Source organism: Methylobacterium platani, assembly GCF_001653715.1.
Lineage (GTDB): Bacteria > Pseudomonadota > Alphaproteobacteria > Rhizobiales > Beijerinckiaceae > Methylobacterium > Methylobacterium platani.
This window is the reverse complement of the sequence record NZ_LWHQ01000129.1, coordinates 328-1,213: the sequence shown is the minus strand read 5'-3', so window position 1 is coordinate 1,213 and position 886 is coordinate 328. Positions and strand designations below refer to the sequence as shown.

Annotated in this window: 1 protein-coding gene, 1 tRNA gene and 1 pseudogene; 2 read left to right on the top strand and 1 reads right to left on the bottom strand. The window is 71.7% G+C overall.

What is annotated here, in order from left to right; translation table 11 throughout:
• Positions 1-283, bottom strand: a pseudogene (locus A5481_RS34930) (chloride channel protein); the annotation flags it as partial.
• A 200-nt stretch (positions 284-483) separates the two neighbouring features.
• Here A5481_RS34930 and A5481_RS31790 point away from each other — a divergent pair.
• Positions 484-560, top strand: a tRNA-His gene (locus tag A5481_RS31790).
• Positions 561-695: 135 nt separating this feature from the next.
• Positions 696-886 (top strand): DUF6894 family protein (locus A5481_RS34925; protein ID WP_064504516.1); only part of this gene is annotated, 191 nt, incomplete at its 3' end.

The following is an 886-nucleotide window of genomic DNA, read 5'->3' as shown; positions in this document are numbered from 1 at the left end:
GCGCGACGCCGCCGAGCGCCGGCACGCCGAGGGCCACCAGCGGCGGGATCGAGGGCGTCGCGCTCAGGCGCTCGTCGAGGCCGAGGCCGAACAGCAGCTCGTGCGCCGCCTGGGCGGTCCATCCCATCAGGCTGACGAGGGCGCCCGACAGGCAGCCGATCAGGGCGGCGAGCAGGATGAGGCCGATCTCGCCGCTGCGCACCCAGGCGCGCAGCGAGCTCGGCGCAAGGACGAGGGCGCTCTCCGTGAGGGAGCGGCGGACCGTCTCGGGCTTCGGTTTCATCGGACCGTCGGCGCGTACGCGGTGGGCGTGGAGGGCCCGGCGGGTTTAGGGCGCCGGAGCCGGCCGGTCGACCGGCTTCGACCACGGCGCCGGCCCCGCTTTCGGCGACGTGGAGGGCCGGGCGCACTTTTCCGGTGCCGCGGATGCGGATCGGCGCTTGCCACGGCGCTCCGGCCGGACTACACAGCCCCCCGTCGCGAGCCGCCATAGCTCAGTTGGTTAGAGCGCTAGATTGTGGATCTAGAGGTCCCCCGTTCGAGCCGGGGTGGCGGTACCACGACCCTCGCGGACAGGATCCCCGGCGCAGTGAGCCGCAGGCGATCGGAAGGGTCCGGACGACTTCCTTAAAATTTGTTAAGGCATCGCCCGAAGGGTCTGTGCACATCTTTCCCCAGAACGAGGGGAGGACGGTGTGCAGCGCTACTTCTTCGATCTGAGCGCCGGCGGCTGGCAGTGCCAGGACGATATCGGCCTCATTCTCTGCAGCCAGGACGAGATCCGCGGCGAGGCGACCCGGACGGCGATCGCCTTCGCCGGGGCGGGCCTGCCGGGCGCCGACCTCTCGGATCTGAAGGTCCGGGTCCGCGACCGGGCGGGCGAGCC